Below are 25,541 nucleotides of genomic sequence, written 5' to 3' on the forward strand. Positions count from 1 at the left end.
AATGTTTGAAAGTGAACTTTTAACTCAGGGTTTTTCGACATTACTCAATAATCCTCAGGCGCTGCTGTTTGCCACTTTTGGGGTGATGCTGGGTATTGTGATTGGCGCTTTGCCTGGTCTGACAGCGACCATGGGTGTGGCGATTTTGCTGCCTTTCACCTACGGCATGGAGCCTGTTTCTGGATTGTTGATGATTTGCGGCGTCTTTTTTGGTGGCGTCTACGGTGGTTCTATCACCGCAATTTTGCTCAAAATTCCCGGAACACCTGCCGCCGCAGCCACCGCTATTGATGGTTATGAGCTGACGAAACAGGGAAAAGCAGGGCTGGCATTGAGTGCCGCCACGTTCTCTTCCTTTAGTGGCGGAACGCTCAGCATTATCGTGCTGATGTTTCTCTCTCCGGTACTTGCCAGTTGGGCGCTGAAATTTAGTGCCTCGGAGTCCTTCGCCCTGGCAACCTTCGGACTGAGCATTATTGCCAGTATTTCCGGTGAGTCGCTGATTAAGGGGCTGATTGCCGGGGTTGGCGGATTGCTGATCGCAACGATAGGCCTTGATCCAATGGGCGGTTTTCCACGGTTTACAGGTGGATTTGTGGAGCTGATGAATGTGCCATTTATCCCGGTGATGATTGGTTTATTTGCTGCTTCAGAAGCATTCCGCTCTATGGAGCAAAACCAGCAAATTCGTCGGGGCGCGAAGGTGGCTATCGGCAGTCTGTTACTGCCCTGGCAAACACTACGCCGCATCGCATTAACCATTTTGCGCTCATCAGGATTAGGGGTTTTTATCGGCATGATCCCCGGTGCGGGGGCGGATATTGCAGCTTTTGTTGCCTATAACGAAACTCGTCGTTTCAGTAAGACACCAGAAAACTTTGGTAAGGGTGAAATTAAAGCTGTGGCCTCCTGTGAGGCAGGCGCGAATGGCTGCACCGGTGGCGCATTGTTACCTATGCTGACGCTGGGGATCCCTGGCGATGCGGTAACCGCCATCATGCTGGGCGCGTTAACGTTACAGGGAATGCAACCAGGCCCGCTGATGTTTACCGACCACGGTGATATGGTTTATACGCTGTTTGTCGGCATGATCTTCTGTTACTTCATGCTACTAGTTCTTGGACTGCTCTCTTTGAAAGTCATCGGTAATGTGGTGAAAATTCCCGGCAATATTCTCACACCGATGATCCTCGCACTTTGTGTGGTCGGGACTTATGCACTGAACAACAGCCTGTTTGATGTCGGCATTATGTTGATTGCGGGCGTAGTGGGCTATTTCATGCAGAAAGGGGGATATCCGGCGTCGCCAGTGGTCCTGGCATTGATTATGGGGCCAATGGCGGAAAGTAATTTTCGCCGTGCGCTGTCGCTTTCAGGGGGTTCACTCGACTTTCTGTATACCCGACCGATCACTCTGGCATTGCTGACTCTGGCCGCCTTTACGCTACTGACGCCAATAATCCGCAAAATAATGCGTTTACGGCGTCAATAACTGGTATCGCTCCCCGAAGTTGGGGAGCGTTTTTTTATTTCAGCAGACGACGCGCCGCTTCCACCACGATTTTCACCGCATGGCTTTCGGTTTGTTTCATCGTCTCAGCATTCGGGATCTCTTGCTGGGTGCGGTTAACGATAACCCCCGCTACCATACCGGCACGCAGGCCCTGACTTGCACACATGGTCAGCAGGGTTGCAGATTCCATTTCATAGTTCATTACGCCCATCGCCTGCCACTCTTCCATAGAACCTTTAAAGTGACGAACTACGCGACCAGAGTAAGTATCGTAACGTTCCTGACCTGGGTAGAAGGTATCAGAAGAAGCTGTCACGCCAACGTGAGTCGTCGCGCCAATGGATTTCGCAGCTTCAACCAGCGCAGTCGTACATTCGAAATCAGCGACAGCCGGGAATTCCAGCGGTGCGAAGTGCAGGCTCGCGCCATCCAGACGAACAGACGCCGTGGTAACCAGGACATCACCCACATTAATATGCGGCTGAATAGCGCCCGTTGTACCGATACGCAGGAAGGTGCGAATGCCCAGCTGTGCCAGCTCTTCAACAGCAATAGAGGTAGACGGGCCGCCGATACCGGTAGAGCAGACGATAACAGGTTTACCATCCAGCTCTGCACGCCAGGTGGTGAATTCGCGGTGAGATGCCAGCTTAACCGGCTTATCCATCAGCGCGGCGATCTTTTCCACACGATCCGGGTCGCCAGGGACGATGGCAAGCGTAGCCCCTTGTAAATCGTTTTTAGTGAGGCCGAGATGAAAAACATCAGACTTGGACATATACAACTCCTCTGTGAATCGGTTTAGTCAGAAGAAGCAAAAAGACACTTTACCGAAGGGTTTAACATTTTTTCGTGATACTCATCACCATGACGAAAATGTGTTGCATAAATTTACCCATCAAAAGTGATGCAAATCACATAAATCACTCTTCATTCTGCAGGACTGCATAAAAGATGAGCCGATTCAGGCAATGTGATTTGTTGCATGCTGACTATAGTTAACATTGCGCAACATTTTTATAAGGGTACGGAGAATACCATGGCAACAACACAACAATCTGGATTTGCACCTGCTGCATCGCCTCTCGCTTCGACCATCGTTCAGACTCCGGACGACGCGATTGTGGCGGGCTTCACCTCTATCCCTTCACAAGGGGATAACATGCCTGCTTACCATGCCAGACCAAAGCAAAGCGATGGCCCACTGCCAGTGGTCATTGTAGTGCAGGAAATTTTTGGCGTGCATGAACATATCCGCGACATTTGTCGCCGTCTGGCGCTGGAGGGGTATCTGGCTATCGCACCTGAACTTTACTTCCGCGAAGGCGATCCGAATGATTTTGCCGATATCCCCACGTTGCTTAGCGGTCTGGTAGCAAAAGTGCCTGACTCGCAGGTGCTGGCCGATCTCGATCATGTCGCCAGTTGGGCTTCCCGCAACGGCGGCGATGTTCATCGTTTAATGATCACCGGATTCTGCTGGGGTGGACGTATCACCTGGCTGTATGCCGCGCATAATCCACAGCTAAAAGCCGCAGTGGCGTGGTACGGCAAACTGACGGGCGATAAGTCGCTGAATTCACCGAAACAACCTGTTGATATCGCAACCGATCTTAACGCTCCGGTTCTCGGCTTATATGGCGGCCAGGATAACAGCATTCCGCAAGAGAGCGTGGAAACGATGCGCCAGGCGCTGCGGGCAGCAAACGCGAAAGCAGAGATTATCGTGTACCCGGATGCAGGGCATGCGTTCAACGCCGATTATCGTCCGAGCTATCATGCCGAATCTGCGAAAGACGGCTGGCAGCGAATGTTGGAATGGTTTACACAGTATGGTGTTAAAAAGTAACGCCATAGTCGCTAAATCTGATGATTAAGCTCACACAATTTCAACGATTTTTTTAATCTCAAAACCATACAGCATCAAAAAATTTGTTGCTGTATGCCACTCTTTGACTCCCTTCACATTCGTCATCACACCACCTGCTGAATGCAAAAATTTCGTTGCTGTGCGGCAAACTTTTTTCCTGTTTTGTGTCGCTTTTCTCCTGAATACTCGTTCTCAGAACAACTGGATCGTTTAAACATCAGACAGGAGATTTACCATGACGCAATCCATTTTTCAGGCTCAACCCTTTGAATTACCTTTTGATCCGCGCACAACTGCACTGGTCATGATCGACATGCAGCGTGACTTTGTCGAAGCAGGGGGCTTCGGTGAGGCTCTGGGCAATGATGTTTCACTGGTACGCACGGCTATCGCACCATGTACAGAGGTGCTGGCAGCCGCACGTCAAAAAGGAATTATGGTTATTCATACTCGTGAAGGCCATCGTGCAGACTTAAGCGACTGCCCGCCAGCCAAACTGACGCGCGGCGGAAAAACCTTTATTGGTGAACCAGGACCGATGGGACGCATTCTGGTCAGAGGTGAAGCAGGTCATGACATCATTCCTGAACTGTACCCGGTGGCAGGCGAACCGGTGATTGATAAGCCTGGCAAAGGCGCGTTTTATCAAACCGACTTACATCTGATTTTGCAAAACCACGGTATCAAGACGCTGATAGTTTGTGGTGTAACAACCGAAGTTTGCGTAACCACCACCGTGCGCGAAGCAAATGATCGTGGCTATGAATGCATTATCCCGGAAGATTGTGTCGGCTCCTATTTCCCGGAATTCCAGAAATACGCCCTCGAGATGATCAAAGCACAAGGTGCCATTTTCGGTTGGGTTACTGATTCCAAAGCCATTATTGCAGGTCTGGAAGGCTAACGCCGATGGTACAGGTTACGCTTTGCGCATCGTCGTTGGGATATCTTTTCCCGCAGAATGAAACGCAAGATTTACGTCTACATAGCGCTTTTAAACATGCGGTAAATCTGTATTCAGACGCGGGAACATTCATCACTCTGTTGTGTGCGCAAACGTATCTGAATCTCCCTGATGCTGCCAGAGTCTGGCTACCTGAATGTTGGGACTGGCGAAGAGAGATTGCCCATTCAGATCCCATTCAGTTAACCCAAGGCTTACTGCGGACACCTCGATTTTGTGTGGCGCTCGAAAACGCAACGCTCTGGCAGTCGCCATTTGTGGGGAGAATGCTGACACTTGAGGCATTCCCTTTGGTTTTCCAGCACTACCCAACGATGGCATCGCAACGGCTTTTATTTTGTCTGGAACATAACGTTCAAAGCACATTGCACCTGCCGGATAGTCTCACGCACCAGGGATTAGCAATTATGGAGCATCCAGATGCGCTGGAACGCCAGGTGCCACAACTGATCGGCTTTGGTAAAGGCTTAACGCCCGATGGAGATGACTATTTGTTGGGCTATCTGGCAGCGCTCTGGTTATGGCAACTCCCTGCACCACTTGCCGATCATCAATACCGGTTGCAGCAGGCAATTGATCAACATGCGCACAACACCACGGATATCAGTCGTCATTATCTGGAGCGTGCGCTTCAGGGACATTTTTCAGAACCGATTTGCCAGTTACTCGCACAACTGGTTGGGAGCGCATCGGCAATGACAATCGCATCCTGTGCAGAACAGGTCATGCAATTTGGCGCAACGTCAGGAGTAGATTGCCTTGCAGGAATGCTGCATGGCTTTCGAACCCTGAACACCATGAATTGATTTCAACCTTTTCTCCCGTAGCCCGTTTATGGGGCTACACGGGGATGCTTTGCCCGAATTTTGCTATCGGGCGGAATGAAACAGGCGTAACAGCATGAAAGTTAAATATAAAGTTTTCAGTAATCTTTATCAGGACTCAGTTTCTCTGATGCAGATTTCCGCGCAAATCAGCAAGTTGCCCGGTATTCAACAGGCCTCGGTCGTCATGGGAACGCCCAATAATCTCGAACAATTGCGCGATGCGGGTCTGGGTAACGAAATCAACGCCAGTCCCAATGATTTAGTGATTGCAGTCATGGGTGAAGAAGATATTTGCAATGAAGCACTGGTACTGGCCCAGCAACGTCTGACCAGCAAACCCGATGATGAAACGGATAGTGGCATTAAAACACCGGAAAAGGTCAGCCTGGAAATGGCACTGGAAGCCGAACCCGAAGCCAACCTGGCACTCATTTCTGTACCGGGAGACTACGCCGCCGCCGAAGCAATTAAAGCGTTAAACCTCGGAATGAACGTGATGATGTTCAGCGATAACGTCAGTATCGGGCAGGAAAAATCTATCAAAACGCTTGCCCGAGAACGTCAGCGCATCGTAATGGGACCTGACTGTGGAACCGCCATTGTTAACGGCATTCCGTTAGGCTTCGCTAATGTGGTGAAACGCGGAGCAATTGGTGTTATTGGCGCGTCAGGCACCGGGCTACAGGAAGTGACTTGCCGAATCGACCAGCTCGGAGCGGGTATTTCTCAGGCGTTGGGAACCGGTGGGCATGATCTCAGTGAAGAGATTGGTGGAATATCGATGCTCTTCGCTTTAGATGCGCTGGCGCAAGACGATGAAACTCGCGTGATTGTGCTGATTTCAAAACCGCCTTCACCGATCGTTGCCCAGACTATTCTGGAGCGCGCCGAGGCTTGTGGAAAACCCGTGGTGGTGAATTTCCTCGGTGCGAATCCGCATGATCTGGCACGTCCCAATATCACCGCGGCCACCACACTTGCCAGCGCCGCAAATATCGCCGTAGCGTTACTGAATGCTCAGCCACTTCCGGCTGTCGAGACCGAGATTTCCTGCGCCGATCTCACAATGTTACAAAACGCCTGTCAGCGCCTGCCAGCCCATCGCCAGGCGATACGCGGTGTTTTCGCCGGAGGAACCTTCTGCTACGAAGCGCAACTTATCTGCCAACAAAAGGGATTCAGCGCAGCTTCCAATACGCCAGTTGCGGGTAATCGTGCTCTGGCAAATATCTGGCAAAGCGAAGATCACACGTTGATCGATATGGGCGACGATGATTTCACCCGTGGCAAACCGCATCCAATGATCGACCCGACTCTGCGCAATCAACGTCTGCTCAACGAACTCAACGACTCACACACTGCCGTCGTGTTATTCGACCTGGTACTTGGTTATGGCGCTTCCACGGCGCCTGCCAGCGAATTACTGGACCAACTTTCACACATCGACATGAATAACGCACCGTTGCTGATTGCGCACGTTTGCGGAACGGAAGCTGATCCGCAAATACGCAGTCAGCAGATAAGAGCACTACAAAATGCAGGGGTCATCATCGCCAGCAGCAATGCACAGGCGGCGCTATGGGCCAGCACCGTTGCACAGACTCAGTTGCAGAAAAAGGGGCTAAACGCATGAATACCTTATTTAATCAGCCTTTGAAGGTTGTGAACGCGGGACTACACAGTTTTGCTGACAATATTCAACATGCCGGGGGAAGCGCAATTGCACTCAACTGGCAGCCACCAGCACAAGGCGATATTGACGCTGGATTGGATCTGGCATCGTTGCTACGTCATCCCCTGGTAGAAAATGCCAACCAAATCGCCATGACACGTTATCTCGAAGCACAGCCCATGCTGGTGGATGTCATGCTCGCTAAAGAGGCCATTCCAGCAATGGCTGAACAAAAACGTATTTTGCACTCTGGCCCGCCGATTGCCTGGGAAGAGATGTGTGGTCCGGTAAAAGGGGCGATTATTGGTGCCATGCTGTACGAAGGTTGGGCCACCAGCCAGCAAGACGCTGAAAACCAAATAAACGCAGGCGAAATCGACCTTGCCCCTTGTCATCATTATCACGCGGTTGGCCCAATGGCAGGCATCATCAGCCCGTCGATGCCGTTATGGGTGGTAGAAAACAAAACCAACGGCCATCGTACTTTTAGCAATTTCAATGAAGGTCTGGGTAAGGTTCTCCGTTTTGGCGCCAATAACGATGAAGTTCTCAATCGTCTGGCCTGGATGCGCGATGAACTGGCGCCGGCAATGAAAGCAGCAATCGCACAACACGGCGAGCTGGAACTCAAGCCATTAATGGCGCAGGCGCTGCATATGGGGGATGAAGTTCATAACCGCAATGCTGCCGCTACCGGTTTGCTGATTAAGCGCCTGCTCCCGGCATTGCTGGCCTGCTCTCTTCCACAGGAACATATCCAGCGCGTCGTGGCATTTATCACCGGTAACGATCACTTCTTCCTCAATCTGTCGATGGCCGCCTGTAAAGCAATGATGGATGCCGCCGCCAATGTACCGTTCAGTTCAATGGTTACGGTGATGGCGCGTAACGGGGTGAGTTTTGGTATTCGGCTTTCCGGTACTAGCGATCGCTGGTTCCAGGCTCCTGCCAATGCCGTTGAAGGTCTGTTCTTCCCCGGATTTGGCGTTGACGACGCTGCTGCTGACCTGGGTGATAGCGCAATTACTGAAACCGCAGGTATGGGTGGCTTCGCGATGGCGTCGTCTCCGGCGATCGTCAAATTTGTGGGAGGCACCCCTGCCGATGCCACCAATAACAGCCGTCGGATGCAAGCCATCACCCTCGGCGGTAACCCCGCATTTACACTTCCAGCCCTCAATTTTGCCCCCACCGCAGCAGGAATTGATGCGCGTAAAGTGACCGATCGCGGCATTTTACCGGTCATCAATACGGGTATCGCCCACAAACAAGCGGGGGTCGGGCAAATTGGTGCCGGGATCACCACTGCGCCGATGGCCTGTTTTGTCGCCGCTGTACGTGCACTGGCGGAGATCGTCGCAAAGGAGAACCATCATGGTTAAGCCACTGGCTGTCGTCGCGGTTGGCGGCAATGCGCTCATTCAGGACGAGCAACGCAATAGTATTCCCGATCAATATGTTGCAGTGATGGAAAGCGTGCAACATATCGTTGATATGGTTGAAGCCGGATGGGACCTGGTACTAACCCACGGTAATGGCCCGCAGGTGGGCTTTATTCTGCGCCGCTCTGAACTCGCCAGTAACGAAGTTTCTCCGGTTCCACTTGATTACGCCGTGGGTGATACACAAGGTGCAATTGGCTACATGTTCCAGAAAGCGCTGCATAACGAATTGGCTCGCCGTGGCATAAACAAACCGGTAATTGCCCTGGTGACACAAACGCGAGTCAGCCCACATGACGATGCTTTCGCCAGCCCCAGTAAACCAATTGGCGCGTTTCTCGATGAAGCAACGGCCCAACAACGCCAACAACAACTCGGCTGGACGCTGATGGAGGACGCCGGGCGTGGTTGGCGGCGTACAGTTCCCTCTCCTGCACCACTGGAAATTATTGAGCACGACACCATCGCTCACCTGGTGCGCCAGGGATATCTGGTTATTGCCTGCGGCGGCGGCGGTATTCCGGTGGTGCGAGACGGGCAACAACTGAAAGGTGTAGAAGCCGTGATCGATAAAGATCTGGCCTCCGCGCTGCTCGCCAGTCAGTTAGGCGCAGATCTGCTGGTGATCCCCACCGGTGTAGAAAAAGTAGCGATTAACTTTGGTACACCACAACAACAGTGGCTCGACGCTATCAGCGTTGCCGAAGCGCAAACGCTGTTGCGGGAAGGTCAGTTTGGTGTCGGCAGTATGCAACCCAAAGTGGAAGCCATTGTTGATTTCATCAATGCCAGCCAGCAACAAGGCAAACAGGCCAGCGGCCTGATTACTTCACCGCAAACCATAAAAGCAGCCCTGGCGCATCAGAGCGGTACATGGATAACCCTTTAATTCTCTGGAGAACACAATGACTACAACGCTTTTAGCCGTTAACGGAACGCTGATGCGCGGCCTGGAACTCAACCCAAATATGCAAAAAGCGGGCGGTATTTTTGTCCGTGAAGACCGAACTGACGCCCATTACCGGTTGTGGAGTATTAATGATCGCCATCCGGGAATGATTCGCGTGAATGAAGGAGGAACACACGTCGACGTAGAAATTTGGCAATTACCGCTGGCCAGTTTTGCCGCTCTGTTAATGAGCGAACCCGCTGGGCTGGCAATTGGCAAAATCAAACTTGCCGATGGTAGCGAAGTGCTGGGCGTACTGGCAGAAAACTGGCTGACCGAAGGCCAACGGGAAATTACAGAACTGGGTAGCTGGCGCAAATACACCGGGCATTTTCATACTGTGTAACGCGCATTTATAAAGGGAACATACTATGCGTAAAAAAGAAGAGAATCTGAATACGGCATCAGGATTGCGTATTGCCATGATTTTGCTGGGTATTGCCGTCACACCTGTGCTGTTGTCATCCTCAAGCCTCGGCAATCAACTTTCCAGCGGCAGTTTAATTAGCGTCGTATTGTTAGGCGGCGTCATTCTGACCTTACTTTCAGCCATCACCATTAGCGTGGGAGAAAAAGCCCGCCTGCCAACGTATGGCATTGTGAAATATTCGTTTGGCGAAAAAGGGGCCATCGCCATTAACATTTTGATGGCGATAAGTCTGTTCGGCTGGATTGCCGTTACCGCCAATATGTTTGGTCATTCGGTACATGACTTACTGGCTCAACATGGACTGGAAGTTCCACTGGCACTGTTAGTGGCGGCTGGCTGTGTCATTTTTGTCGCCTCTACGGCATTTGGCTTTGCCGTTCTGGGAAAAATTGCCCAGGTTGCCGTGCCGGTTATCGCGCTGGTGCTGTGTTACATCCTCTATGTGGCAACCCATACCGAAGTGGCAGTACCAGCGGCGATTGTGGAGATGAATACAGGTGTCGCCGTTTCCACCGTTGTTGGCACCATTATTGTGCTGGTTGCCACACTGCCTGATTTCGGTAGTTTTGTGCATAACCGCAAACATGCGCTGATTGCCGCAGGCGTGACGTTTCTGGTTGCCTACCCTCTGCTCTACTGGGCGGGTGCAACGCCGAGCGCCATTAGTGGTCAGGGATCTTTACTGGGTGCGATGGCGGTATTCGGTGCGGTTCTGCCTGCGGCGCTGTTGTTGATTTTCGCCTGCGTCACCGGTAACGCGGGCAATATGTTCCAGGGCACGCTGGTGGTTTCCACACTGCTTACCCGCTTTCCCAAATGGCAGATTACCGTGGCGCTGGGTATCCTTTCCGCCATCGTAGGCAGTATGGATATTATGGCGTGGTTTATTCCGTTTCTGCTGTTCCTGGGTATCGCCACGCCACCCGTTGCCGGAATTTATATCGCTGACTTTTTCCTTTATCGCCGTAATGGCTATCAAGAGTCAGTGTTAGCCCAGGAGTCACAGATTAAAGTGCTGACATTCGCAGCATGGATCATAGGCGCAGCGGTTGGCTTTATGACCGTAAAAGGCTTATTCACCCTGACGACGATCCCTTCGGTAGACTCGATTCTGGTGGCATGTATCGCGTATGCGATTCTCAGTCGGGCAAGTCAACACCGCTAATTCCTGGGTATACTCAGGCAATGATTACGGCTGAATCTGGAGAGATTCAGCCACTTTACCACTGACCAGGGAGCCTTATGTTCATCTCAGACGAAACGCTTCGTGTTATTCATCTGGTCGCCAGACACCAGAGCATTACCACCGCAGCCGAGCAGTTAAATAAAGTCCCTTCCGCCATCAGTTACACCATCAAGAAAGCGGAAGAGAGCCTGGGCGTTGAACTGTTCATTCGTAAGGGACGCTATATTGAATTATCGCCAGCGGGAAGTTACTTCATCGAACATAGCAAAACTATTCTTGGCGACCTGGAAGCATTAAAGCGCAACACAGTGCTGATTCACGATGGTATTGAGCGTGAACTGACAATTGCGGTGAACAATATTATTCCTGGTGATTTGCTGGTGGCATTTATTCGAGATTTTGAACGGCAATTCACATCAACAACACTGACGGTAGATCTTGAGGTATACAACGGCTGCTGGGATGCGCTGTACAGTAAGCGTGCTGATCTGGTCTACGGTGCTCCTCATGCAGTACCAAGCAGTGAAGGCATCATTAGCGAACCGGTCGGACAAATGGAATGGGATTTTGTCGTCAGCCCACTCCACCCACTGGCAGCGAAGCGGCATCCATTAGAAAACAGTGAATTGCGTCACTATCCAGCGATTTGTATCCGCGATACCTCCGTTAACTTCCCCCCGATGCAAGCCTGGTTGTTGGAAGGACAAAAACCCATTTTTGTTCCTGACTTCGCTACGGCAATCGCCTTAATAGAACAAAACGTCGGTATTGGTTATATTCCACATCATCTGGCATTGCCGTTATTGAACAGCGGTAAATTGCTTAAAAAGCCAATGCGCGAACATAAACACGCCACCAAGTTATTTCTTGCCGCTCGTTCCGATGGTATGGGCAAAGCCTGTCAGTGGTGCATAGAATATTTAAGAAACCCACAATTAATGACACAATTTGTATTTAATTGACAATACAATGATAAAAATATAAGTTTTGCTTTAATTAGAGCACCCGTTTAAATTATTTTTGTGCAGTTGACGTAATTCATGAAAATTAACCGGTCTGTTAATCATTACGTTCACTGCACACCTTCATTTTTTTCACACCTATCCACGCCTGAAAACTATGTTATAATCAGCACTTTCTGTCAGAATGAAATTTACTAATTATGAATAACATAACCGTAAAAAGTCTGATTCAAAGCAATTACCCTACACTGCATCAGGCGGAAAAAAAGGTCGCTGACTATATTCTTAGCCACGCACATGAAGTCGTGAACTATAGTGTCACTGAACTATCAGAAAAAAGCCATGCCAGTGAAGCGACTATCGTACGCACCTGTAAGAAATTAGGTTATCAGGGTTATTACCATTTAAAAATTGCATTAGCAAAAGAAGTCATTAATCCTGACAATAGCTATCCTGATAATACCGATTTTACCGATATAACGTCGCTGGCCACATTTTTATTAAAAAAACAGGCCGAAGATTTAATACAATCAACGCAATTTTTTAATGCCGAAGTGCTTGAGTCCATTCTCAAACTACTTGCTAATTGCGACACTATTTTCTTTTTTGCTGCCGGAAATTCAAACCCTCTGGCCGTTTATGGTGCTTATAAATTCAGCCAACTCGGATTAAAAACCGTTGTTCACGTCAGCCCGGAAATGCAAATTAATGCGGCATATTCTATGGGGAAACGTGACCTGGCGATTGGTATTTCTAACTCTGGCAGCACCAACTTAATGGTCGATATCTTTAAAGTGGTGAAAGAGCGCGGTGCCAAATCCGTTTGTATCACTAACTATATTAAATCTCCGTTATCAAAACTCTCCACCCATCAACTCAATACCGCGGTCAGCGATAAAATCTTCTTTGAAGCCTTCGACTCCACTCGCGTTCCGGCAATGGGCGTTATTGATATGCTGGTGCTGTTGTTTATGTATAAAAACAAGGCGCATTACGAGAAATACCGCACCCGTGAAGAGTTTCTTGGCTCCCGTTTCAAGGGGTAAAAGGTCATCCTTTCACCCCTTGTGCAGGTTTAGCTGTTCAGTAGCTCACGCGCCTGCGCCAGGACATTTTCCGGCGTAAAACCAAAGTGTTTGAACAACACATTCGCCGGAGCAGACTCACCAAAGCTCGTCATGCCGATCACTTTACCGTCCAGGCCGACGTAGCGTTCCCAGAATCCGGCGATGCTGGCTTCTACCGCCAGACGTTTGCGTACAGCTTTTGGCAATACCGACTCTTTGTACGCCGCATCCTGATTATCGAAACGCTCGGTACACGGCATGGAAACCACGCGAACTTTACGCCCTTCTTCCGTTAACGCTTTTGCGGCGCTGACCACTAACTCAATCTCTGAACCCGCAGAAATGAGGATCATCTCAGGCTGACCGTCACAATCACTCAGTACATAACCACCACGCGCAATCTCTGCCAACTGTGCAGCGGTGCGCGGCTGTTGCGCCAGAGGTTGGCGCGTTAATACCAACGACGTTGGGCCATCTTTGCGCTCAATCGCCTGTTGCCAGGCTACCGCCACTTCCACCTGATCGCAACCGCGCCAGGTTTCCATATTCGGCGTCAGACGCAGCGACGCCAGTTGCTCAACGGGCTGATGTGTCGGGCCGTCTTCGCCCAGGCCGATGGTATCGTGGGTATAAACAAACACCGAGCGGATCTTCATCAGCGCCGCCATGCGCAGTGCATTACGCGCATATTCCATAAACATCAGGAAAGTACCGCCGTAAGGGATAAACCCACCATGCAGCGCAAGACCGTTCATGATGGCCGACATACCAAATTCACGCACGCCATAGGAGATGTAATTCCCCGCCGGATTTTCCCCGGTGAAATCAACCGATTTCTGATGGCGAGTCAGGTTAGAGGGCGACAAGTCCGCCGAGCCGCCCATCAGTTCCGGCAGCATATCCGCGAAGTGATTGAGGCATTTCTGGCTGACCTGACGGGTTGCCAGCGCCGCCGGATGGGATTGCAGATCGTGCACATATTTCTGCATATTCTCGGCCCAGCCAGCAGGCAAATCACCCTTCATGCGACGAGTAAACTCCGCCGCCAGTTCCGGCCACTGCTTCGCGTAGTCAGCAAACAGTGCATCCCATTCCTGTTGAACCTGCGCGCCTTTCTCGGTCGCATCCCATGCGGCATAAATTTCACCAGGAATTTCGAAAGGGGCATACGGCCATTGCAGACGTTCACGCACCAGCGCCACTTCATCTGCACCCAGCGCCGAGCCGTGGCAATCGTGGCTGTTGGCTTTATTTGGCGAACCAAAACCGATAATCGTTTTGCAGCACAGCAGACTGGGCTTATCCGTGACGCTTTTCGCTTCACGCACCGCAGCATCTACCTCTTCTGGATCGTGACCATCAACGCCTTCAATGACATGCCAGCCGTAGGCACGAAAACGGGCAGCCGTATCTTCAGCAAACCAGCCTTCTACGTGACCATCGATCGAAATACCGTTATCGTCCCAGATAGCAATCAGATTGCCGAGCTTCAGCGTTCCTGCAAGACCACAGGCCTCGTGGGAGATCCCTTCCATCAGGCAGCCATCACCCAAAAATAGCCATGTGTGATGATCAACAATATTAAAGCCCGGTTTGTTAAATTCTGCCGCCAGCGCCTTCTCCGCAATCGCCATCCCCACCGCATTAGCTACGCCCTGCCCCAACGGGCCGGTGGTGGTTTCAACACCCGGCGTATAACCATATTCTGGATGACCTGGCGTGCGGGAGTGGAGCTGACGAAAGTCGCGAATATCATCCATCGACAGGTCGTAGCCTGTAAGATGCAGCAAAGCGTAAATCAACATGGAACCGTGCCCGTTCGACTGAATATAGCGGTCGCGGTTAAACCACTGCGGATTTTTTGGGTTATGACGCAGGTGACGACGCCAGACCACTTCGGCAATATCCGCCATCCCCATCGGCGCGCCCGGATGACCGGAGTTCGCTTTCTGGATCGCATCAACACTTAACATTCGGATGGCGTTAGCCAGTAATTGTGAATTCATACTTCAGCTCTCTCTGTCTGGCGGGCTGAAACCAGCCCGCTAATCTCGAATTAGTTAGCACAGGCCACTGTCATTTCTGTCGGGCGCGGTCTGCTCATTACGGTTTTGATTTCGTCGCGCAGGATTTGCGATTTGCCGCCAAATATCACCTGTACACCGCCATCACCCAGTTTCACTAAACCCGCAGCCCCCAACTCCTTCAGCCGTTTTTCATTCACTTTCTTATCGTCTACCAGCGCCAGCCTCAGGCGTGTTGCGCAGGCATCCACATCTTCGATATTGTCGAAACCACCTACTGCCTCGATGATTTGGTATGGACGTTCTTCGCGCGTTAATGTGGTTGCAACGGCAATCTCTTCATCCTCACGTCCCGGTGTTTTCAGATTCAACTTGCGGATCAGTACCCGAAATACGGTGTAGTAAATCGCTGCATAGCCCGCGCCTGCCAGGAACACCAGATACCACGGCGTGCGGTTTGGCATAACGCCATTCAGTACGAAATCAATAAGACCGCCAGCAAAAGGATGACCAATGTGCACATTCAGGATGTTCATCAGCACAAATGAAGTGGCATATAAGAAGATGTGAATGATGTAGAGAACCGGAGCTGCAAACAAAAATGCATATTCCAGCGGCTCCGTAATCCCGGTAACAAATGTGGTCAGCGCACCGGAGAGTAAAAGGCCTTTAATCAGCGCCTTACGTTCCGGTTTTGCTTCCTGATACATCGCCAACGCGGCGGCAGGTAACGCAAACATCATGATTGGGAAACGACCTGTCATAAACAACCCCGCCGTCAACGGAACACCGTCGCGCAATTGGGCAAAGAACACCGGAATATCGCCCGTCACCAGTTGCCCGGATTTGGTCATGTAGTCGCCAAAGTTGTAATAAAACGGCACGTTCCAGATATGATGCAGGCCAAAAGGAATCAGCGAACGTTCGCCAACGGCGTAAATAAAGGCCGCGAAGTTCGCGTTATGCCCACTGGTCACCAGCGTTGAAAGCGACGCCAGACCTTTTTGTACCGGTATCCACAGCCACGGCAATAAATAGCCGACAATAATTGCCGCCACCGCCGTAATAATCGGTACAAAGCGTTTTCCACCGAAGAAACCAAGAAACTGAGGCAATTCAATATTGTGGAAGCGGGTATAGAGCAGATAAACAAAGATGGCGACAATCAAACCGCCAAACACTCCCGTTTGTAACGTCGGTACCCCGAGGATCATCGCATAGTCACCGTTACTGGCTGCAACGGACTCCGCGGTAATGCCAAGTTGCGTTCCCATCGTGGCATTCATGATCATGTAGCTGATAATCGCTGAAAGTGATGAAGAACCATCACCTGTCAGGCCAATCACAATACCGACACAAAACAGCAAAGGAAGGTTGGCGAAAATCAGGCCGCCGCAATTCGCCAGCAGCTCAATGTTAAATGAAATCCCGATGGCTAAAATCAAACCCGCCGCCGGAAGAATGGCGATTGGTAACATCAGAGCAGAAGAAAATTTCTGCAACTTCTTGAAGTTAAACAAGGATGTTATTTTTTTGCTCATTTTTATTCTCCTGTAGGGTATCGAGCAAATAACGGCGACGACTATTCCAGATTGGCGTGGCGCTTAAACAGTTCACTTTCCGGCGCACCGCTTTCAGCAGCCATCTTCATCACTAATGCATCGGCAATCACCAGCAAAGCTTGCTCATACAACGACGCCATCGGCTGTGCCGAGCGGAAAACAGAATCTTTTTGATTTTTGGAAGGGGCATTGATTTGCACGATGACGTCGACAAACTCGGTGATAGTGGCGTGTCGATTCGTGGTTAACACCGCCACAGCGCCGCCAAACTGACGTGCTTTTTTCGCCAGTGCCACCAGTTGTGCTGTCTCACCGGAAGCGGAAGAAACGATAAACAGATCGCCAGGCCCAAAGTTCGGCGTAATGGTTTCCGTCAGGAAGTAAACCTCTTTGCCCATATGCATCAGGCGCATGGTGAAGGCTTTCATGGAAAAGCCGGCACGCCCCAGGCCATAGCAGAAAACGCGCTGGCTTTGCTGAATAGCGTCGATCAATTTGGTGCAGTCATCCTCACGGATAGAGTCCTTAACGAAGGTTAATTCATTGATGATCTCAGTGATGTACAGCTTTGCGTCCATTTCACACCTAATGAAATAATTTTTCTCAAACACAAAATCTCATGAAATTTTATTTCATTCCAATGCATCAGTATGAAATGTGAAGCTAGTCACAAGAAAGAGAGTAGATTGTATATAACTATTTGAATTTAAGAATTATTTCTCTTTTTAAGAAAGATAAGCTTGAGGGGAAGGTGAAATCAGCCATAAAATTTTGCGGCTGTAACTGCCCTGTAAAAATCACAAACTGAACTCGTCTCTGGCTATACACCGAACAACTGATAACTCTTCATTGTTATAGATTATATTCATAACAAATATTAATCACTGCAAAATATTCATGTTTATTATTAATGATTACAGATTTTCCTCATGAAAACTGGTCTAAAGTGAAACATTTTATTTCCCATATTTAAATCCATTAACTTGAGGAGTAAATAATTATAAACAAATAGCAATATTGTTTATTTTTAAAACATCAAGCAATAAAGAGAGTTCATCAAAGATGAGTGATGAAATTTACCTGACCATAACCGGAGAACAACAAGGATGTATTTCCTCTCGTTGCGGAACGAGCGCATCAATAGGTAATCGCTGGCAGATTGGCCATGAAGATGAAATCTTCGCGTTCTCGCTATCTAATAGTATTACGAATACAGGCAAAGGGTCACAATTACATGGCCTTAGTTTCTGTAAGTTGATTGACAAAAGCTCCCCGTTACTTATTAACGCTATTAACAATAACGAGCAGTTGTTCATGGAGTTTGACTTCTATCGGATCAATAGATTTGGTCGATAGGAGAAATATTACAACATTCAACTCCGCGGCGCGCTCTTATCAGCAATCAATCACCTGTTTACTGAGAACAATCTGGATACAGAAACCATCACTGTCAGTTATGAATATATACTCTCCAGGCATCTGATTGCTAATACTGAATTTAGTCATTTGGCATTTCCCGATAACTACAACCGTCTGTTTATACCACGGCAAAAAACTAAAGATAATAATGGCCTCAAAACACTCAATAGTAAAGCGGTTGGCAGACTGCTTGCTGCTGGCGGCATATACAATGGGAATATCGAAGGATTCAGGGAAACAGCAAACAAGTTGGGAGGAGATGCACCTGCTGGTTACGATCAAGTTATGGATAACAAAGGGTTACTCATCGCTGGTGCTTCAATAGTTGCTGGAGTTGTTCTGGGAAGAATGAGATTCCCTGATTTGGAATCATTTGAGCATTTCGGAGCCAGAGGAGCAGTATCAGGAAGACCATTTAATCCCGACCTTGCCGGTGGTCCAATAGAAAACCTGACGATAGATGGCGTAACAATCAATAGGGAAGGTATCGCTATTGTTGAAAAGCATATCTCCAGATTTGATCATGATCCAGCTAATGATGTAATGATTTCAAGGCTAAAAAAAATAGCAAATAAAGAATTGCTTCCTGAAAAATACGATCTGAACTACTATACTCATGAATGCCGCGAGTATCAGCGTTATTGTAATTTAGGATGGGAAACAGGTGAACCGAATGGTTTAGATGGATATGAATTATGGAATAATGCACATACTGCAACTCTAGAAGACTTTAAAATTAAAGATACTGACTTATTTCATCCGGATGCAAAAAAATGACGATTACGATAGTTGAATTTAACGTGCTGAAAGTTATGGCTGAGAAAGATATTGACTGGAGCTGGATGGTGCTGGATCGTACTTTAGCTATACGAAATATTCCAGGATTTGGCAACGTAGCGAATATCGTAACAAAGCTGGTTAATCATGGGTTGGTTGATATCGTAAATGGTGAGGGCAACTCTAAACCACGCTACAGAGTTTCTCAATATGGATTGAATCTTATCAAAGAACAACAAGACAACCTCTTCTGATCCAGCCATTACAGGAGCATGATTTACATTGTGATCTTTCAATAAGATACTCATCAATTTTGGTACAGAATATCGTGATCACTAAAAATGAACTTAACGTGCTGAACGTTATGACTGAGAAAGATATAAACTGGAACTGGATGAATCTCGATCGCACACTATCCATAAGGCAAATACCAGGATTCGGTAATGTTGTTAATATTGTTAACAAATTAGCTAACGAAGGTTTGGTTATTATTGAGGATAGCGGGCATAAGTCTATGCCTCACTACCACGTTAGTGAAAAGGGATACAATCTCGTGCAACGTGAGAATAAATAACGTAGCGTTGATTACTGAACGGAATCACTCAAAACTGTGTTTTGCGAAAAAAACGATTCGGTTATTTCTACTCCTGAAGATCTGCTTCAATCTGGCACTCATGCAAAATGGCTTCCAGTACTGGAAGCCATTATCGTACTGCAATTTACAATGACTCGTTAATACTCATCATCCCCGACGCAAATTCTGCGCCGCCTGCACCATGTTCGCCAGTGCCGCGCGGGTTTCTGGCCAGCCGCGCGTTTTCAGGCCACAGTCCGGGTTGACCCACAGACGCTCTGCCGGAATGCGTTTTGCCGCTTTCTTCAGCAAGGCTTCAATCCATTCCACGCTCGGTACGTTTGGCGAGTGAATGTCATAGACGCCAGGACCGATTTCATTTGGATAATCAAACTCTTCAAACGACTCCAGCAACTCCATGTCGGAACGCGAGGTTTCGATGGTGATGACGTCTGCGTCCAGCGCCGCAATCGAATCCATGATGTCGTTGAACTCGCAGTAACACATGTGAGTGTGGATTTGTGTGTCATCTTTCGCCACGGCGGCGTTGATACGGAAAGCCTCCACGCCCCACTGGAGATAGGCATCCCAGTCGCTGCGACGCAGTGGTAAACCTTCGCGCAATGCCGGTTCGTCAATCTGAATGATGCCAATTCCAGCGGCTTCCAGGTCCGCGACTTCATCACGCAGCGCCAGCGCAATTTGTTTGGCGATGGTTTCACGGCTGACATCTTCACGCGGGAACGACCAGCAGAGAATAGTCACCGGGCCGGTCAACATCCCTTTCACCGGTTTATCAGTCAGGGATTGCGCATATTTTGCCCACTCCACGGTAATCGGCGCCGGACGACTAACGTCACCAATAACAATCGGTGGCTTCACGCAGCGGGAACCGTAGCTCTGTACCCAACCGTTTTGCGTAAAGACAAACCCGTCGAGGTGCTCGCCAAAGTATTCCACCATGTCATTACGCTCGGCCTCGCCATGTACCAGCACATCCAGTCCCAAACGTTCCTGCTCAACAATGGCCTGCTTGATATGTTCCGCAATGCCCGTGCGGTAGTTATTGGCGTCGAGATTACCCTTTTTAAAATCCAGACGCAGGGTACGAATCTCCGTGGTTTGCGGGAAGGAACCAATCGTGGTGGTCGGCCATGCGGGCAGTTTAAAACGCGCACGCTGGGCTTCAGCACGCACTTCATAGACATTCGCACGCTGACTGTCCTGGGCGGTGATCGCCGCCAGACGCTTTTCTACTGCCGGATTATGTACACGAGTAGAGTGACGACGCGCCTGAATCGGAGCGCTCCACTCTGCCAGAGCTGCCGTATCACCACTGTTTAGCGCATCGCGCAGCAATGCCAGTTCATGACATTTTTGCAGGGCGAAGGCAAACCAGCTTTTCACTTCTGCATCAAGACGCGTTTCCACGCTCAGGTCGATGGGGCTGTGCAGCAACGAGCAGGAAGATGCCACCCACAAATCGCGTTTGCCGACAATGTCCTTAATTTGCGCATATTTCTCGGTAAGATCGGCGCGCCAGACGTTACGACCATTGATAAGACCCGCAGACAGCAGCCAGTCAGAAGGCAGACGCTTGTGCAGTTCAGCAACGTCATCTTTACCATGTACAAGATCGACATGCAGACCCTGAACAGGCAGCGCAGTAATCGTGTCGAGATTTGGCGTTACGCCTTCAAAATAGGTGGTCAGCAGCAGTTTCACCTGTCCCTGGAGCGCGTCGTAAGCGGGTTTGTATGCGTTCAGCCACGCCTGCGGCAGTTCCAGTACCAACGCGGGTTCATCAATCTGTACCCACTCGATGCCGCGTTTCGCCAGTTCTGCCAGCACTTGCTGATAAACCGGCAGAATGTCGTTCAGCAGGCTCAGGCGATCAAACTGTTCACCTTTCACTTTACCCAGCCACAGGTAGGTAATCGGCCCCAGCAGCACAGGTTTCACCTTGTGGCCCAGCGCCAGCGCCTCGTCCACTTCCTCCAGCAGCTGCGTCCAGGTCAGTTTGAACTGTTGGCCTTTAACGAACTCCGGCACCATGTAGTGATAGTTGGTGTTAAACCATTTGGTCATTTCCGCTGCCGCCGCAGGTTCGCCAGTCGGTGCACGTCCACGACCAATACGGAACAGGGTGTCGATATCTACCGAACCATCGTTGTTCTGATGACGTTGCGGAACATTACCCAGCAGCAGACTGGTGGTCAGTACATGATCGTACCAGGCAAAATCGCCCACCGGCAGCAGGTCGATACCCGCTTGCTTTTGTTGATCCCAGTGACGAGCACGCAATTCACGCCCTACCGCCAGCAGTTCTTCACGCGTGGAGTTCCCCGCCCAATAACTCTCTTGCGCTTTTTTCAGCTCGCGACGCAGGCCAACGCGAGGGAAACCGAGGGTGTGATTAAGAATTGTCATTATATGCCCCTTATGGAATTTTTAGTATTTAGCCGTCCAGATGTTTACACATCCATAATTGGCGGTTACTGTATATTCCTCAAGCGCAAATTATTCATGCCGAAGTGAAGGACTTTCATGATCGAAGTAAAACACCTGAAAACGCTACAAGCGTTGCGGAACTGCGGCTCACTCGCAGCCGCTGCGGCGACGTTGCATCAAACGCAATCCGCCCTGTCTCACCAGTTTAGCGATCTGGAACAACGCCTTGGCTTCCGGCTATTTGTGCGTAAAAGCCAGCCGCTTCGGTTTACACCGCAGGGAGAAATCCTGTTGCAACTGGCGAATCAGGTGCTGCCGCAAATCAGCCAGGCACTGCAAGCCTGCAATGAACCGCAGCAGACGCGCCTGCGCATTGCCATTGAGTGCCATAGCTGTATTCAGTGGCTGACGCCCGCGTTAGAAAATTTCCATAAGAACTGGCCGCAGGTGGAGATGGATTTTAAATCGGGCGTGACGTTTGACCCGCAGCCCGCGTTGCAGCAGGGTGAGCTGGATCTGGTGATGACCTCCGATATTCTGCCGCGCAGTGGCCTGCATTATTCGCCGATGTTCGACTATGAAGTGCGTCTGGTGTTAGCACCTGACCATCCACTGGCGGCGAAAACGCGAATCACGCCGGAAGACCTCGCCAGCGAAACGCTGTTGATTTATCCGGTGCAGCGTAGCCGACTGGATGTCTGGCGGCATTTTCTTCAGCCAGCAGGCGTCAGCCCGTCACTGAAAAGCGTCGATAACACCTTATTGTTGATTCAGATGGTTGCCGCACGGATGGGTATTGCCGCACTACCGCATTGGGTGGTGGAGAGTTTTGAACGCCAGGGTCTGGTGGTCACCAAAACCCTGGGCGAAGGCTTGTGGAGCCGACTGTACGCCGCCGTGCGCGATGGCGAGCAGCGTCAGCCGATTACGGAAGCGTTTATTCGTTCAGCGCGCAATCACGCCTGCGATCATCTGCCGTTTGTGAAGAGCGCGGAGCGACCCACTTACGATGCACCCACAGTGAGGCCAGGATCACCAGCGCGCCTGTAATAAACGTTGGCCAGTGCGGCTGTTGGTGCCAGATAGCCAGGTTTACCAGCAGCCCTGCCGGAACGTGCATATTATTCATAATGCCCAGCGTTCCGGCGTCCACCTGCGTCGCGCCGTAGTTCCACATAAAGTAGCCAATCCCGGAAGCCACCACACCAAGAAACACCAGAATGCCCCATTGCAACGTGGTTTGCGGCATTTTCTGCGCATTTCCCAGCAAGAACCATGCAATCACTGCCACCAGGAACGCGCCAAGATAGAACCACGCAAAGGCGTTATGCTGCGGCATCGGGCGAGTTTCCATCAGACGTTTGTAACCCACCATGCCGATGGCAAAAGTGATATTGGAGAGTTGCACCAGCAATAAGCCAGTCCAGAAATGGTCGGTGACCTGATCATAGCGAATAATCCCGGCACCAATCACCGCCAGCAAGGCGCTAAAGGCATAGCCCCAGCGCAGACGGCGCTTACTCATGATGTCATAAATCAGCGTGATGTAGAGCGGCGTCAGTACGGTGAACAGCAACAGTTCGGAGACCGTCAGGTAGAGATAGGCGCGGAAACTCAGCATATACATCACACCGAGCTGCATCGCGCCCACCAGCATATACAGGCCGACCGTTTTCAGGCTATTGCCACGGGTACGCAGAAACGGCAGAAAAACGAGTGCCGCCAGGCCAACGCGCACCAGCACCGCAAAATAGCTATCGACGTGCCCCGCAAGGTACTCGCCATAAAAGCTAAAGGAGAAGGCCCACAGAATCGTGGTGATGATAAGTAGCGCCACAATGGAAAACTCTTTGATTAACGAGTAGCCATTGTAGCGAAGTATCAGGTTGACAACTGACCAAATAAAGAACGATTACGATAAATAGAGCTTACGCAGATAATGCGGCACTGCGTCTTCGGCGTTAGTACCAATCACTTCCAGCTCTGGATGCAGATCTTTCAGACGCTGGTGCGCACTGCCCATAATGCAGCCTTTCCCCGCCATCGACAGCATTTCGGCGTCGTTCATCCCATCACCAAACGCAATACAATCCTTCAGACTGTAGCCCAGTTTCTTAGCCACCGCTTCCAGCGCATGGCCTTTTGAAACGCCGCCAGCCATGACTTCCAGGCAGGTTAAGGTAGAGAAACTGACATTGACGCGATCGCCCCAGCGAGCGTTAATCGCTTGCTCCAGTGGCAGAAGTTTTTCATGGGAATCGCAGGTGAAGAACACTTTGCTGACGCCTTCCGGCTCCAGCAATCCCGGCTCATACAGCGCATATTTGAACACCGCTTCTTTAAAAAAGCGCATCTCTTCCGGGCGATGGCGATTCATAAACCATTCGTCGTCGCGATAAACGTTAGTAATGATGTCCGGATTGTCGTTGACTACGCCAAACAGGTCACTGGCAATGTCGCGATCCAGGTTATGAGCAAAAATCAGGTTGCCATCGAGGTCGTGAACGCGCGCGCCATTGGAGGTAATCATGTAAGACTTAATCTCCAGATTATCGCGAATTTGCCCCACATCAACGTGGTGACGACCGGTCGCAAACACAAAGTTGATGCCGCGCGCGGTGAGCAGCTTCAGAGTTTCTTTGGCGTAAGGGGATAACGTATGGTCGGGAGAAAGTAACGTGCCATCTAAATCAGACGCAACAACCTGGTACATAAGAAATTTAAACCTCTGTAGAGCGGTTTCCGCTGGGTGAGTTATGCCTGTTGAAAAAATCAACGATAGCGTGGAGCGCGACTGAGCGCATTGCGTCCTTTTCAAAAAGGATCTCATGGTACGCACCTTTAATTACCAACGGCCGTCCTCCTTCGACAGGATGGCCCGCAGCGGTGCGTAGTTCACAAAAACGGTCGTGCATGCGGTTATCCACCACGCGTTCCTCTTCAGCTTGTAAGAGAAGCGTTGGCGTGGCGTCATCACCCGCACCGGCTAACACCTGTTCGCCAGCCAGAATACTTTCGCGTACCCAATGGTAGGTCGGCCCACCGACGCGAATCGTTGGGTCATCAGCATAGAAACGTAAGTTACGTCGATATCGCTGTCTGCTGTGGGTCAGTACGTTGATAGCAAACGGCAACGCGCGCCAGCGCCCGGTGCCTATCGCATAGCCATCACGGAAACGTGGATGCGCTTCGGCCCAATTGAGGATCTGCCGTGCCATAAATGACGGCATACGAATCACAATCCCAAACATTGGCGCAGTTAGCGCAATGGCGTCACATACACCTGGATGGCGTTGCAGAAATAATGTGGAGATCGCACCGCCCATCGAATGTGCCAGTATATAGCGTTTACGCCACGGACCGGGCTGAACCTCCTGTTGCCAGAATGCCGCCAGATCATCAACATAATCATTAAAGCGATTAACATGCCCGAGATGTGGATCGCCTAACAGGCGACCGGAACGTCCCTGCCCGCGATGGTCGATGATTAAAACATCAAACCCCAAATGGAACAGGTCGTAGGCCAGTTCCGCATATTTTACGTAGCTCTCAATACGCCCCGGACAGATGACTACCACCCGGTCATGGTGCTGTGCGCGAAAACGGACAAAGCGAACCGGAATGTCATCCACACCAGTAAACTCTGCTTCATCACGCTGACGCCAGAAATCAGTCAGCGGTCCCATGGTAAAAGCAGCAAACGCGTTTTCTCTTGTTTCCCAGTCTTTTTGCTGCTGAAACATCGGGTAATCTGCCTCTTAAACCACGTAAAATCGTTTTTTTAAGCGTGCCTGACACAACGCTGCGACAGTAGCGTATTGTGGCACAAAAATAGACACACCGGGAGTTCAT

The 25,541-nt window shown here is 50.2% G+C and carries 22 protein-coding genes and 1 pseudogene; 15 read left to right on the forward strand and 8 right to left on the reverse strand.

Annotated elements, in window-relative coordinates:
* Nucleotide 1 precedes the first annotated feature (1 nt).
* On the forward strand, nucleotides 2–1,492 hold the full coding sequence (locus EAS44_RS24315; protein ID WP_000463030.1) for a tripartite tricarboxylate transporter permease: 1,491 nt from the start codon (nucleotides 2–4) through the stop codon (nucleotides 1,490–1,492).
* Nucleotides 1,493–1,526: 34 nt separating this feature from the next.
* Here the strand turns inward: EAS44_RS24315 and udp are convergent, their stop codons facing one another.
* Nucleotides 1,527–2,291 (reverse strand): uridine phosphorylase, encoded by a 765-nt coding sequence (gene udp / locus EAS44_RS24320; RefSeq protein ID WP_000045178.1) that lies wholly within the window; start codon nucleotides 2,289–2,291, stop codon nucleotides 1,527–1,529.
* Between the two features lie 261 nt (nucleotides 2,292–2,552).
* Between udp and ysgA the strand changes: the two genes are divergently transcribed.
* The 10 genes from ysgA to EAS44_RS24370 all read left to right on the forward strand — a co-directional run bounded on the left by ysgA (nucleotide 2,553) and on the right by EAS44_RS24370 (nucleotide 12,861).
* Nucleotides 2,553–3,362 carry a dienelactone hydrolase family protein gene (ysgA, locus tag EAS44_RS24325; RefSeq protein ID WP_001298606.1) on the forward strand — a complete coding sequence of 270 codons (810 nt, stop codon included), beginning with the start codon at nucleotides 2,553–2,555 and terminating at the stop codon, nucleotides 3,360–3,362.
* 256 nt (nucleotides 3,363–3,618) lie between these two features.
* Nucleotides 3,619–4,287, forward strand: a complete 669-nt coding sequence (locus EAS44_RS24330) for a cysteine hydrolase family protein (protein ID WP_000194414.1) — start codon at nucleotides 3,619–3,621, stop codon at nucleotides 4,285–4,287.
* 5 nt (nucleotides 4,288–4,292) lie between these two features.
* Nucleotides 4,293–5,153, forward strand: coding sequence for a DUF2877 domain-containing protein (locus tag EAS44_RS24335; RefSeq protein WP_001305370.1), 861 nt, complete (start codon nucleotides 4,293–4,295; stop codon nucleotides 5,151–5,153).
* A 94-nt stretch (nucleotides 5,154–5,247) separates the two neighbouring features.
* The gene (fdrA, locus tag EAS44_RS24340) at nucleotides 5,248–6,807 is read left to right on the forward strand and encodes an acyl-CoA synthetase FdrA (protein WP_000865642.1); all 1,560 of its coding nucleotides are present in this window, start codon (nucleotides 5,248–5,250) and stop codon (nucleotides 6,805–6,807) included.
* A complete protein-coding gene (locus tag EAS44_RS24345; protein WP_001093939.1) occupies nucleotides 6,804–8,228 on the forward strand; it encodes a DUF1116 domain-containing protein in 1,425 nt (474 codons plus the stop codon). Before fdrA ends, EAS44_RS24345 begins: the two co-directional genes overlap by 4 nt.
* A complete protein-coding gene (gene arcC, locus EAS44_RS24350) occupies nucleotides 8,221–9,177 on the forward strand; it encodes a carbamate kinase (protein WP_000240546.1) in 957 nt (318 codons plus the stop codon). The genes EAS44_RS24345 and arcC overlap by 8 nt, the downstream gene beginning before the upstream one ends.
* Before the next feature lie 16 nt (nucleotides 9,178–9,193).
* Nucleotides 9,194–9,583, forward strand: coding sequence for a glutamyl-tRNA amidotransferase (locus tag EAS44_RS24355; protein WP_000214035.1), 390 nt, complete (start codon nucleotides 9,194–9,196; stop codon nucleotides 9,581–9,583).
* A gap of 25 nt (nucleotides 9,584–9,608) precedes the next feature.
* Complete coding sequence (locus EAS44_RS24360; protein WP_001227356.1) at nucleotides 9,609–10,832, forward strand: cytosine permease; 1,224 nt, start codon at nucleotides 9,609–9,611, stop codon at nucleotides 10,830–10,832.
* Nucleotides 10,833–10,909: 77 nt separating this feature from the next.
* Nucleotides 10,910–11,815, forward strand: a complete 906-nt coding sequence (locus tag EAS44_RS24365; protein WP_000470716.1) for a LysR substrate-binding domain-containing protein — start codon at nucleotides 10,910–10,912, stop codon at nucleotides 11,813–11,815.
* Between the two features lie 200 nt (nucleotides 11,816–12,015).
* Nucleotides 12,016–12,861 carry a MurR/RpiR family transcriptional regulator gene (locus EAS44_RS24370; RefSeq protein WP_001060027.1) on the forward strand — a complete coding sequence of 282 codons (846 nt, stop codon included), beginning with the start codon at nucleotides 12,016–12,018 and terminating at the stop codon, nucleotides 12,859–12,861.
* A 29-nt stretch (nucleotides 12,862–12,890) separates the two neighbouring features.
* Here EAS44_RS24370 and tkt read toward each other — a convergent pair whose 3' ends face one another.
* The 3 genes from tkt to hxlB are packed head-to-tail and all read right to left on the reverse strand — an operon-like array spanning nucleotide 12,891 to nucleotide 17,046.
* Nucleotides 12,891–14,888, reverse strand: coding sequence for a transketolase (tkt, locus tag EAS44_RS24375; protein WP_001088081.1), 1,998 nt, complete (start codon nucleotides 14,886–14,888; stop codon nucleotides 12,891–12,893).
* A 50-nt stretch (nucleotides 14,889–14,938) separates the two neighbouring features.
* Nucleotides 14,939–16,447 (reverse strand): glucose-specific PTS transporter subunit IIBC, encoded by a 1,509-nt coding sequence (ptsG, locus tag EAS44_RS24380; protein WP_000037973.1) that lies wholly within the window; start codon nucleotides 16,445–16,447, stop codon nucleotides 14,939–14,941.
* A 41-nt stretch (nucleotides 16,448–16,488) separates the two neighbouring features.
* Nucleotides 16,489–17,046: a 6-phospho-3-hexuloisomerase gene (gene hxlB / locus EAS44_RS24385; protein ID WP_000339041.1), complete on the reverse strand. Its 558-nt coding sequence runs from the start codon at nucleotides 17,044–17,046 to the stop codon at nucleotides 16,489–16,491.
* 484 nt (nucleotides 17,047–17,530) lie between these two features.
* On the opposite strand from hxlB, the pseudogene tssD reads away from it, so the two are divergent.
* The 3 genes and pseudogenes from tssD (at nucleotide 17,531) to EAS44_RS25685 (ending at nucleotide 19,238) form a co-directional block, all read left to right on the forward strand.
* Nucleotides 17,531–18,664, forward strand: a pseudogene (tssD, locus tag EAS44_RS25680) (type VI secretion system tube protein TssD).
* Nucleotides 18,661–18,918, forward strand: coding sequence for a hypothetical protein (locus EAS44_RS24400; RefSeq protein WP_000156431.1), 258 nt, complete (start codon nucleotides 18,661–18,663; stop codon nucleotides 18,916–18,918). The pseudogene tssD and the gene EAS44_RS24400 overlap by 4 nt, the downstream one beginning before the upstream one ends.
* Nucleotides 18,919–18,992: 74 nt before the next feature.
* Entirely contained in the window at nucleotides 18,993–19,238 is a 246-nt protein-coding gene (locus EAS44_RS25685) for a hypothetical protein (RefSeq protein ID WP_001298603.1), read from the forward strand.
* Between the two features lie 168 nt (nucleotides 19,239–19,406).
* Here EAS44_RS25685 and metE read toward each other — a convergent pair whose 3' ends face one another.
* Entirely contained in the window at nucleotides 19,407–21,668 is a 2,262-nt protein-coding gene (gene metE / locus EAS44_RS24410; protein ID WP_000153955.1) for a 5-methyltetrahydropteroyltriglutamate--homocysteine S-methyltransferase, read from the reverse strand.
* Nucleotides 21,669–21,785: 117 nt separating this feature from the next.
* Here metE and metR point away from each other — a divergent pair, with 117 nt between their 5' ends.
* The gene (gene metR, locus EAS44_RS24415; protein WP_000573618.1) at nucleotides 21,786–22,739 is read left to right on the forward strand and encodes an HTH-type transcriptional regulator MetR; all 954 of its coding nucleotides are present in this window, start codon (nucleotides 21,786–21,788) and stop codon (nucleotides 22,737–22,739) included.
* Here the strand turns inward: metR and bioP are convergent.
* The 3 genes from bioP to pldB form a co-directional block, all read right to left on the reverse strand.
* Entirely contained in the window at nucleotides 22,627–23,526 is a 900-nt protein-coding gene (gene bioP / locus EAS44_RS24420) for a biotin transporter (protein WP_001196237.1), read from the reverse strand. The genes metR and bioP overlap by 113 nt on opposite strands.
* Nucleotides 23,527–23,601: 75 nt before the next feature.
* The gene (gene yigL / locus EAS44_RS24425) at nucleotides 23,602–24,402 is read right to left on the reverse strand and encodes a sugar/pyridoxal phosphate phosphatase YigL (RefSeq protein WP_000285349.1); all 801 of its coding nucleotides are present in this window, start codon (nucleotides 24,400–24,402) and stop codon (nucleotides 23,602–23,604) included.
* Between the two features lie 7 nt (nucleotides 24,403–24,409).
* The gene (pldB, locus tag EAS44_RS24430; protein ID WP_000487668.1) at nucleotides 24,410–25,432 is read right to left on the reverse strand and encodes a lysophospholipase L2; all 1,023 of its coding nucleotides are present in this window, start codon (nucleotides 25,430–25,432) and stop codon (nucleotides 24,410–24,412) included.
* Nucleotides 25,433–25,541: the final 109 nt, after the last annotated feature.

Origin of the sequence: Escherichia coli DSM 30083 = JCM 1649 = ATCC 11775 (genome assembly GCF_003697165.2) — a bacterium.
In the GTDB taxonomy this organism is placed as follows: domain Bacteria; phylum Pseudomonadota; class Gammaproteobacteria; order Enterobacterales; family Enterobacteriaceae; genus Escherichia; species Escherichia coli.

Excerpts from the sequence above, each read along its gene's own strand:
- EAS44_RS24315 (WP_000463030.1), top strand. The coding sequence starts at position 2 with ATGTTTGAAAGTGAACTTTTAACTCAGGGTTTTTCGACATTACTCAAT.
- udp (WP_000045178.1), bottom strand. The coding sequence starts at position 2,291 with ATGTCCAAGTCTGATGTTTTTCATCTCGGCCTCACTAAAAACGATTTA.
- ysgA (WP_001298606.1), top strand. The coding sequence starts at position 2,553 with ATGGCAACAACACAACAATCTGGATTTGCACCTGCTGCATCGCCTCTC.
- EAS44_RS24330 (WP_000194414.1), top strand. The coding sequence starts at position 3,619 with ATGACGCAATCCATTTTTCAGGCTCAACCCTTTGAATTACCTTTTGAT.
- EAS44_RS24335 (WP_001305370.1), top strand. The coding sequence starts at position 4,293 with ATGGTACAGGTTACGCTTTGCGCATCGTCGTTGGGATATCTTTTCCCG.
- fdrA (WP_000865642.1), top strand. The coding sequence starts at position 5,248 with ATGAAAGTTAAATATAAAGTTTTCAGTAATCTTTATCAGGACTCAGTT.
- EAS44_RS24345 (WP_001093939.1), top strand. The coding sequence starts at position 6,804 with ATGAATACCTTATTTAATCAGCCTTTGAAGGTTGTGAACGCGGGACTA.
- arcC (WP_000240546.1), top strand. The coding sequence starts at position 8,221 with ATGGTTAAGCCACTGGCTGTCGTCGCGGTTGGCGGCAATGCGCTCATT.
- EAS44_RS24355 (WP_000214035.1), top strand. The coding sequence starts at position 9,194 with ATGACTACAACGCTTTTAGCCGTTAACGGAACGCTGATGCGCGGCCTG.
- EAS44_RS24360 (WP_001227356.1), top strand. The coding sequence starts at position 9,609 with ATGCGTAAAAAAGAAGAGAATCTGAATACGGCATCAGGATTGCGTATT.
- EAS44_RS24365 (WP_000470716.1), top strand. The coding sequence starts at position 10,910 with ATGTTCATCTCAGACGAAACGCTTCGTGTTATTCATCTGGTCGCCAGA.
- EAS44_RS24370 (WP_001060027.1), top strand. The coding sequence starts at position 12,016 with ATGAATAACATAACCGTAAAAAGTCTGATTCAAAGCAATTACCCTACA.
- tkt (WP_001088081.1), bottom strand. The coding sequence starts at position 14,888 with ATGAATTCACAATTACTGGCTAACGCCATCCGAATGTTAAGTGTTGAT.
- ptsG (WP_000037973.1), bottom strand. The coding sequence starts at position 16,447 with ATGAGCAAAAAAATAACATCCTTGTTTAACTTCAAGAAGTTGCAGAAA.
- hxlB (WP_000339041.1), bottom strand. The coding sequence starts at position 17,046 with ATGGACGCAAAGCTGTACATCACTGAGATCATCAATGAATTAACCTTC.
- EAS44_RS24400 (WP_000156431.1), top strand. The coding sequence starts at position 18,661 with ATGACGATTACGATAGTTGAATTTAACGTGCTGAAAGTTATGGCTGAG.
- metE (WP_000153955.1), bottom strand. The coding sequence starts at position 21,668 with ATGACAATTCTTAATCACACCCTCGGTTTCCCTCGCGTTGGCCTGCGT.
- metR (WP_000573618.1), top strand. The coding sequence starts at position 21,786 with ATGATCGAAGTAAAACACCTGAAAACGCTACAAGCGTTGCGGAACTGC.
- yigL (WP_000285349.1), bottom strand. The coding sequence starts at position 24,402 with ATGTACCAGGTTGTTGCGTCTGATTTAGATGGCACGTTACTTTCTCCC.
- pldB (WP_000487668.1), bottom strand. The coding sequence starts at position 25,432 with ATGTTTCAGCAGCAAAAAGACTGGGAAACAAGAGAAAACGCGTTTGCT.